The organism is Micromonospora phytophila, from assembly GCF_023656545.1.
Taxonomy (GTDB): domain Bacteria; phylum Actinomycetota; class Actinomycetes; order Mycobacteriales; family Micromonosporaceae; genus Micromonospora; species Micromonospora phytophila.
Genome location: NZ_JAMOKF010000320.1, coordinates 1 through 6,216, shown reverse-complemented (window position 1 = coordinate 6,216; position 6,216 = coordinate 1). Strand labels below are relative to the sequence as shown.

Here is a 6,216-nt window from a genome sequence, read left to right as displayed (position 1 = left end):
CGGCGCCCGCGCTCTTCGACCCGCCCCCACCGCTCGACCCGCCCCGAGCGCGCAGCGGCGGCGGCGGTCGACTGTGGCGGGTGCTGGTCGGCGGCGCGGCGGTGCTCGTGCTGCTCGCGCTCTGCGGCTTCGGCGCAGCCGCCCTGCTCGCCGAGCGCGGCGCCGACCCGCAGGCCACCCCGACCCGCGAACCCGAGGTGGCGCAGTCCGCCGCACCCGACGCGCAGGACCTCGACTCCCGGGACACCGACCAGGCGCCGCTGACCAGCCGAGAGCTCTTCCCCGGCAAGCAGCTCGTGGTCGCCGACGGGCAGCCCGCGTACCGGGTGCTGAAGACCCAGTCCAGCGGCAGTTGCCCGGTGGCCGTCACCGGGGAGGTCGCCGACCTGCTGGTCCGCCTCGGCTGCAACCAGGTGGTCCGGGCGACCCTGCGCACGCCCGACGGCGACCACCTCGTCACCACCGGGTTGTTCAACCTGACCGACCGGGCCAGCGCCGAACGCGCCCGGGAGCGGATCCGGCAGATGCTCGACGAGCGGCAGGGCCGGTTCCGGGGCATGGCGGCCGGCGACGGGAGCGAGGCGATCACCACCGCCCCGGCCCGGGTCGGCTGGCAGGTGCGCGGCCACTACCTCGCCTACGCGGTGGTCGCCCGCACCGACGGCGCGACGATCAGGGCCGGCGACACCAAGGTCCGCGAGATCCTCTTCGACATGATCGAGCTGCACCTCAACCGGGGGGTCCTGGAGCGCCGCGCCGACGGCGGGGTGGCCGGCCAGCCGACGACGGAGGCCTCGAACGACGCCGGGACGCAGGACGGCGGCGAGCTGCCGGGAGAGTGACCCGGAGGCGGACGGAGCGGGTGCGTGGCCGGGCGGCCGGGCGGCCGCGCACCCGCCCGTGTCTCCGGCCCCCGTCCCGGTCCGGCGCTCGCTGGCGCAACCGCCGCACGACCCTCGCTCGCAGAGCCCTCGCGGCGCGTCCCTCCCGGCACGGGTGTCGTGGCGCCAACCGGTCACCGTGCGGCCCGCGCGGGCGGTCAGCCCTCCAGCGGGACGCGCAGCCGCCGGGTGAGCTCGGCGCGGTGGGCGTACCCGGCCGGGTCGTCGGGGTAGCCGACCGCGACCAGGGTCAGCCCGTGCGCCGGGGCGACGGTCACCTCGCTGGAGCGTTCCCGGCGGGTGAGCAGTCCGGCCGGCCACTCGACGGGCCGGCGCCCGTCCCCGGCGACCAGCATCGCGCCGACCAGGCTGCGCACCATCGCCTGGCAGAAGGCGTCGGCCTGCACGGTGGCGACCAGGATCCCGTCCGGGTCCCGTCGCCAGTCGAGCCGGGTCACCTCGCGCAGGGTGGTGGCGTTCTCCTTGCGCCGGCAGTACGCGGCGAAGTCGTGCTCCCCCACCAGGCCAGCCGCGGCGGCGTTCAGGGCGTCGAGGTCCAACGGCCTCGGCCAGGCCAGGATCTCGTGGCGACGCAGCGGCTCGGCGCCGAACGGGGCGTCGGTCACCCGGTACTCGTAGCGGCGGAAGGTCGCCGAGAAGCGGGCGTCGAAGTCGGCGGGCACCTCGGTCATCGCGCGCACCCGCACGTCGGTGGGGAGCAGCCGGGCCAGCCGGCGCAGCAGCCGGCCGTCGTGCTCCCGCCAGACCGCGCTCGGCAGGTCGAGGTGGCAGACCTGGCCGGTGGCGTGCACCCCGGCGTCGGTGCGTCCGGCCACGGTCAGCCCGGTCGCCGTGCCCGCGCCGAGGACCACGTCCAGCGTCTCGGTCAGCACCCCGGCGACGGTGCGCCGGGTCGGCTGGGCGGCCCACCCGGAGAAGTCCGTGCCGTCGTACGAGACGTCCAGCCGCAGCCGGGTCCGCTCGTCCACCTCGTACCTCCCGTTCACGCCGTCGGGCCCGGCACCCCAGGGAAGGGATACCGGGCCCGACGATGGTGCCTGTGCTCAGGCCTTGTTCTCGTTGGCCTCGTCGCTGTCCTCGCGGGCGGCGTCGGTGTCACCGGACACCGACACCGGCGGCTCGGAGTCCTGGTCCGACGAGTTCGACTCCGGGGTCTCCTCGGCGGGGGCCAGGGCCTCGACCTTGTCCTGCTGGGCGGCCTTGCGGGCCGCGGTCTTCTTGTTCGCCTTCGGCTCGGCGACCTGAAGCTCCTCGACCAGCTCGATGACCGCCATCGGCGCGTTGTCACCCTTGCGCGAACCGGTCTTCACGATCCGGGTGTAGCCACCGTTGCGGTTGGCGTACCGCGGCGCGATCTGGTCGAACAGGGAGTAGACCACGTCCTTGTCCTTGACGACGCCCAGCACCCGCCGCCGCGCGGCCAGATCGCCGCGCTTGGCCTTGGTGATGAGCTGCTCGGCCAGCGGACGCAGCCGCCGGGCCTTCGTCTCGGTGGTCTGGATCTTGCCGTGCTGGAACAGCGCGGTGGCCAGGTTGGCCAGCATCAGCCGCTCGTGCGCGGGGCTGCCGCCGAGGCGGGGGCCCTTGGTGGGCGTGGGCATGCTTGGTGCTCCTCAAATGTGGCGGCAGCGCGGACTAGAGCTGCTCGGTCTCGCGGTAGTCGTCGGTGTCGTAGTCGGCCTCACCGAAGGCGTCCACGACGTGCGCCGGGTCGAAGTTCGGAGCCGAGTCCTTCAGCCCCAGACCCATCCCGGCGAGCTTCATCTTGACCTCGTCGATCGACTTCTGGCCGAAGTTGCGGATGTCGAGGAGGTCGGCCTCGGTACGCCCGATGAGCTCACCAACGGTGTTGATGCCCTCGCGCTTGAGGCAGTTGTAGGAGCGGACGGTCAGGTCCAGCTCCTCGATCGGCAGCGCCAGGTCCGCCGCCAGCTGCGCGTCCTGCGGGGACGGCCCGATGTCGATGCCCTCGGCGGTCTCGTCCAGCTCCCGGGCCAGCCCGAAGAGCTCCACCAGCGTCGAACCGGCGGAGGCCAGCGCGGTACGCGGCCCCATCGACGCCTTGGTCTCGACGTCGATGATCAGCCGGTCGAAGTCGGTGCGCTGCTCGACGCGGGTCGCCTCGACGCGGTAGGTCACCTTCAGCACCGGAGAGTAGATCGAGTCGACCGGGATCCGGCCGATCTCGGCGCCGGCCTGCTTGTTCTGCGCCGCCGTGACGTAGCCACGACCCCGCTCGACGGTCAGCTCCATGTCGAGCCGGCCCTTGCCGTTGAGGGTGGCGAGCTTCAGGTCCGGGTTGTGCACCGAGACGCCGGCCGGCGGCTGGATGTCACCCGCGGTCACGTCGCCCGGGCCCTGCTTGCGCAGGTACATGCTGACCGGCTCGTCGTGCTCGGAGCTGACGCAGAGCTCCTTGATGTTCATGACGAGCTCGACCACGTCCTCCTTGACCCCGGGGATCGTGGTGAACTCGTGCAGCACACCATCGATCTTGATCGAGGTCACGGCCGCACCCGGGATCGACGACAGCAGCGTGCGCCGCAGCGAGTTGCCCAGGGTGTAACCGAAGCCCGGCTCCAGCGGCTCGATGGTGAACCGGGAGCGGGTCTCGTTGATCGACTCTTCGGAGAGAGACGGTCGCTGGCTGATGAGCATTTTTTCTCTTCTCTTCCGGGACGCCCGCTATATGACGCCCACGACACAAACCGTTCCGGTGGCCCGCCCCGAGGGGCGGGCCACCGCAACGAGCCCTGACTACTTGGAGTAGAGCTCGACGATCAGCTGCTCCTGGACCTGGGTGTCAATCACCTGGCGGGCCGGGAGCGAGTGCACGAGGATCTTCATCTGGCTGGGGATCGCCTCCAGCCAGGCCGGCACCGACCGCGAACCGGCCTGCGCCTGCGCCACCAGGAACGGGGTGAGCTCCTTGCTCTTGCCCCGGACCTCGACGATGTCGTGCTCCTTGACGCGGTACGACGGGATGTCGACCTTCTTGCCGTTCACGATGAAGTGACCGTGCTTGACAAGCTGGCGGGCCATGTCCCGGGAACCGGCGTAGCCGGCCCGGTAGACCACGTTGTCCAGCCGCGACTCGAGGATCTGCAGGAGAACCTCACCGGTCTTGGCCTTCTTGCTCACGGCCTCTTCGTAGTAGCCGCGGAACTGCTTCTCCAGCACGCCGTAGACACGACGGGCCTTCTGCTTCTCACGGAGCTGGAGCAGGTACTCCGTCTCCTTCGTGCGGCCGCGGCCGTGCTGCCCGGGCGGGAACGGCCGGGACTCGAACGGGCACTTCGGACCATCGCACTTGCTGCCCTTGAGGAACAGCTTCATCTTCTCCCGCCGGCAACGGCGGCAGTCAGCACCGGTGTAACGAGCCATCTCTCTCTAACCTCTCAGACCCGGCGACGCTTCGGCGGACGGCATCCGTTGTGCGGCTGCGGGGTGACGTCGGCGATCTGCCCGACCTCGAGGCCCACGGCCTGCAGCGAACGGATGGCGGTCTCCCGGCCGGAGCCGGGGCCCTTGACGAACACGTCGACCTTGCGCATGCCGTGCTCCATCGCCCGACGCGCGGCGGCCTCGGCGGCGAGCTGCGCGGCGAACGGGGTCGACTTGCGGGAGCCCTTGAAGCCCACCTGGCCGGAAGAGGCCCAGGAGATGACCGCACCGGTCGGGTCGGTGATCGACACGATGGTGTTGTTGAAGGTGCTCTTGATGTGCGCCTGCCCGTGGGCGACGTTCTTGCGTTCCTTGCGCCGGACCTTCTTGACGGCGGCTCCGGCACGAGCCTTCGGTGGCATAAGTCTGTGCGCTCCTAGTTACTTCTTGCCGGGCTTCTTCTTGCCGGCGACGGTCCGCTTCGGGCCCTTCCGGGTCCGCGCGTTGGTCTTGGTCCGCTGGCCACGCACGGGCAGGCCCCGGCGGTGCCGGATGCCGGCGTAGCAGCCGATCTCGACCTTGCGGCGGATGTCAGCGGCGACCTCGCGGCGCAGGTCGCCTTCAACCTTGTAGTTGCCCTCGATGTGGTTGCGGAGCTGGACCAGCTCCTCATCCGTGAGGTCCCGAACGCGCGTGTCCGGCGAGATGCCGGTAGCGGCGAGCGTCTCCAGGGCGCGGGTGCGACCGACCCCGAAGATGTAGGTGAGCGCGATCTCCATCCGCTTCTCGCGGGGGAGGTCTACGCCGACTAGACGTGCCATGTGCGGGCGTACTCCTCGTGATGTTGTGCGGAGGTGTGGACCCGTCCCACCCCGCTACCGGCCGTCCCGTCTTTCCGACGCTGTCAGCGCCGGCGACCGGGATCGGTCGTGCCCGAGCGGGCCCCGGCCTCCGACCGGGGGTCAACCACGATTGAGTACGCACTGCGTACCGCTCGCGGCTGGAACGAGCTGGTGATGTGCTGCCTGGATCTGCGGCCCGGACCGTTCCGACCGGCCGTGTCACGACCGGTGGGACTGGTTCAGCCCTGGCGCTGCTTGTGGCGCGGGTCGGTGCAGATGACCATGACCCGGCCGTGCCGGCGGATAACCCGGCACTTGTTGCAGATCCTCTTGACGCTCGGCTTGACCTTCACGGTTGCCTTACTTCCCATCTGGCCCGACGACGCGACGAGGCGCGACACCGGACGTCGAAGACGGACACGGGGACGACCCGGCCGCCGTCAGGATTACTTGTAGCGGTAGACGATGCGCCCGCGGGTCAGGTCGTACGGCGAGAGTTCGACGACGACCCGGTCCTCCGGCAGGATGCGGATGTAGTGCTGCCGCATCTTGCCGCTGATGTGAGCCAGCACCTTGTGGCCGTTCGCGAGCTCCACCCGGAACATAGCGTTCGGCAGGGGCTCGATGACCCGACCCTCGATCTCAATGGCTCCGTCTTTTTTCGGCATGTCCTCCGCTGTCCTGACGTCGGTTCCTCCGGGCGGCCCACAACGTCTTACACGGGTCACTGATCAAGATCAGAAACCCGCGCCAGCCGCGGCTCCGACTCCCCCCGAAGCGCAGGGCGGGCATGCCGGAGTGGACGCTGTGCGCCGATCAGAAAGTGTACGCCCGCCTGCGGGCCGTCGCCAAACCGGCCGCCCGCCGACCCGCCGGACCACCCGAAAGGCGACAGTCAGGCACCCACGTCGCGCTGCCCCGAGCGTGCCGCCCGGTCGACGCCGCCAGGCTGCCGCTCCTCGGGCGCCGGCTGCCGGTCGGCGCCCCCCAGCTCCCGCTGCCGCTCCTCGGCCGCCGGCTGCCGGTCGGCCCCCTCCAGCTCCCGCTGCCGCTCCTCGGCCGCCGGCTGCCGGTCGGCCCCCTCCAGC

The 6,216-nt window shown here is 71.0% G+C and carries 10 protein-coding genes; 1 reads left to right on the top strand and 9 read right to left on the bottom strand.

What is annotated here, in order from left to right; genetic code table 11:
- On the top strand, positions 1-842 hold an 842-nt coding region (locus tag NCC78_RS26110; RefSeq protein WP_250797784.1), incomplete at its 5' end, for a hypothetical protein.
- A 197-nt stretch (positions 843-1,039) separates the two neighbouring features.
- Here the strand turns inward: NCC78_RS26110 and truA are convergent.
- The 9 genes from truA to NCC78_RS26065 all read right to left on the bottom strand — a co-directional run.
- On the bottom strand, positions 1,040-1,870 hold the full coding sequence (gene truA / locus NCC78_RS26105) for a tRNA pseudouridine(38-40) synthase TruA (RefSeq protein ID WP_250797783.1): 831 nt from the start codon (positions 1,868-1,870) through the stop codon (positions 1,040-1,042).
- Between the two features lie 75 nt (positions 1,871-1,945).
- Positions 1,946-2,503 (bottom strand): 50S ribosomal protein L17, encoded by a 558-nt coding sequence (rplQ, locus tag NCC78_RS26100; protein ID WP_250797782.1) that lies wholly within the window; start codon positions 2,501-2,503, stop codon positions 1,946-1,948.
- Positions 2,504-2,537: 34 nt separating this feature from the next.
- The gene (locus NCC78_RS26095; protein WP_250797781.1) at positions 2,538-3,560 is read right to left on the bottom strand and encodes a DNA-directed RNA polymerase subunit alpha; all 1,023 of its coding nucleotides are present in this window, start codon (positions 3,558-3,560) and stop codon (positions 2,538-2,540) included.
- A 99-nt stretch (positions 3,561-3,659) separates the two neighbouring features.
- The gene (gene rpsD / locus NCC78_RS26090) at positions 3,660-4,286 is read right to left on the bottom strand and encodes a 30S ribosomal protein S4 (protein ID WP_250797779.1); all 627 of its coding nucleotides are present in this window, start codon (positions 4,284-4,286) and stop codon (positions 3,660-3,662) included.
- Positions 4,287-4,300: 14 nt separating this feature from the next.
- A complete protein-coding gene (rpsK, locus tag NCC78_RS26085) occupies positions 4,301-4,708 on the bottom strand; it encodes a 30S ribosomal protein S11 (RefSeq protein WP_250797773.1) in 408 nt (135 codons plus the stop codon).
- An 18-nt stretch (positions 4,709-4,726) separates the two neighbouring features.
- Entirely contained in the window at positions 4,727-5,107 is a 381-nt protein-coding gene (gene rpsM, locus NCC78_RS26080; protein WP_250797771.1) for a 30S ribosomal protein S13, read from the bottom strand.
- A 260-nt stretch (positions 5,108-5,367) separates the two neighbouring features.
- Positions 5,368-5,481 carry a 50S ribosomal protein L36 gene (gene rpmJ / locus NCC78_RS26075; protein WP_012184307.1) on the bottom strand — a complete coding sequence of 38 codons (114 nt, stop codon included), beginning with the start codon at positions 5,479-5,481 and terminating at the stop codon, positions 5,368-5,370.
- A 93-nt stretch (positions 5,482-5,574) separates the two neighbouring features.
- A complete protein-coding gene (gene infA / locus NCC78_RS26070; protein ID WP_007073013.1) occupies positions 5,575-5,796 on the bottom strand; it encodes a translation initiation factor IF-1 in 222 nt (73 codons plus the stop codon).
- A 227-nt stretch (positions 5,797-6,023) separates the two neighbouring features.
- Positions 6,024-6,216: hypothetical protein (locus NCC78_RS26065; RefSeq protein ID WP_250797769.1), on the bottom strand; the 193-nt coding region annotated here is incomplete at its 5' end.